Raw genomic sequence first — 1,477 nt, 5'->3', positions numbered from 1 at the left:
TAACAGCATAAATTTCAATTCCGTTAGGAATCGTTTGTTCATTTTTCATAAACCCACTATTTTTGCACCAGAGCCAAAAATAGTGTGAAAAACCTGTTAAACAATAATTATATTATGTAGTGAAGATTATTTTGTAGGAGGTGTTGAAATTGACTTTTAACTACGTTAATAAAAAACAACCAATTATCTTCTTGATCCAGGAACAGGAATTTACATTCTTTCGAACATTAATGATACCCCTGGTGGCGGTGGCCACTAAAAAATAACACCTACAGTATTTGTAGGTGTTATTTTTAATCATTTAAGCTTGTACAATATTTCTTATTTCTTCTATACGTAAATTTGTAAACTTTGCAATATCTTCTATTGGCATTCCGTTTTTGTGCATACCACGAATAAGTTGCATTTTCCCTTTTTCAATCCCTTTTTGTTCTGCATAAGCAAACTTTGCGGCTTCATCCATCAACGCTTTCTCCCTTGCTTCATACGCTTGTCGGAAAGAAGAATCTTGACTCATACGTTCCCATTTATTCATGGCTTTTTGTAAAATCGGGTCTTGGTTCATCGCAATATCCTCCAATGTTTGGGTTAATCGTTCATCTTCATTCGCTGGAAGTAGTAACAACCAACGAACAAACGAATCTTCCCAGGGATTTACTTGTTCATTCCGCCACTGTTGCATTAATTTTGGAATTTCCACGATATGAATTTCAATATCATCACTTAACTTCTTTTGTTGTTGTTGATTCCATAGAATTCCTGTTGTATGAAACGTTTCATATTCTGGAAACATCATGAAGTTTAACAAATTAATCGTAATGGTTTTGTGAAGAGAACTATAAGACATCCCCTTTTGTAGTTGAGATGTATATAATCTTCCCCAATAATACAGGCTTCTTTTAATCATATCATGATTATTATTCAATTGAATTTCCACATTTACCTTTGTTCCTGTATCTAATGTGGCTGAAATATCTAAAATTGATAATTTATCTTCCTCATGTTCTCGGTGCAAGTGCGGGTCTTCTAATTGTAACGAAATAATAGGTGATTCTAAAGAATCCTGTAACATCGCATTTAAAAAAGCAATCAGAATATCTTCATTTCCACTTGTGCCAAATAGTTGTTTAAAAGCAAAATCAATGCGTAAATTCACTAATTGTTGGTTGGACATGGGTTTTCCTCTCTCCATCTCATATGATGTTTTTCTTTCATTGTACATAAAAGAGCGATTTACATGCAAATACGCCCTTATGTCAACTATATGAGATAATATCGTATACCACTAAGATCAAGTACTTAATAACGATCGGTTTATTTGGTTCTGGTCAGTCAACCTTAATATTGACACTCCCACGGCTAAAGCTGCAAGTCCTACACCTTATGGTGTAACGGATGGTATTCTTGAATGACTAAACGTTCGCAGTCCATTTCTGTTTTGAACAGCCTTCAAGATGAGGGTGTGCCATCACCCCTC

At 34.6% G+C, this 1,477-nt stretch carries 1 protein-coding gene; it reads right to left on the bottom strand.

Annotated features, from left to right (window positions below; all coding sequences use genetic code 11):
* Positions 1–301: 301 nt before the first annotated feature.
* Positions 302–1,174, bottom strand: a complete 873-nt coding sequence (locus ACQRBL_RS32215; protein ID WP_000070876.1) for an Rpn family recombination-promoting nuclease/putative transposase — start codon at positions 1,172–1,174, stop codon at positions 302–304.
* Between the last annotated feature and the right edge of the window lie 303 nt (positions 1,175–1,477).

The organism is Bacillus sp. AF62, from assembly GCF_050312695.1.
Classification (GTDB): Bacteria; Bacillota; Bacilli; order Bacillales; family Bacillaceae_G; genus Bacillus_A; species Bacillus_A cereus.
This window is presented reverse-complemented; position numbering and strand designations above follow the sequence as displayed.

Bases quoted from the DNA above. Each gene is read 5' to 3' on its own strand.
- ACQRBL_RS32215 (WP_000070876.1), bottom strand. From the start codon at position 1,174: ATGTCCAACCAACAATTAGTGAATTTACGCATTGATTTTGCTTTTAAA.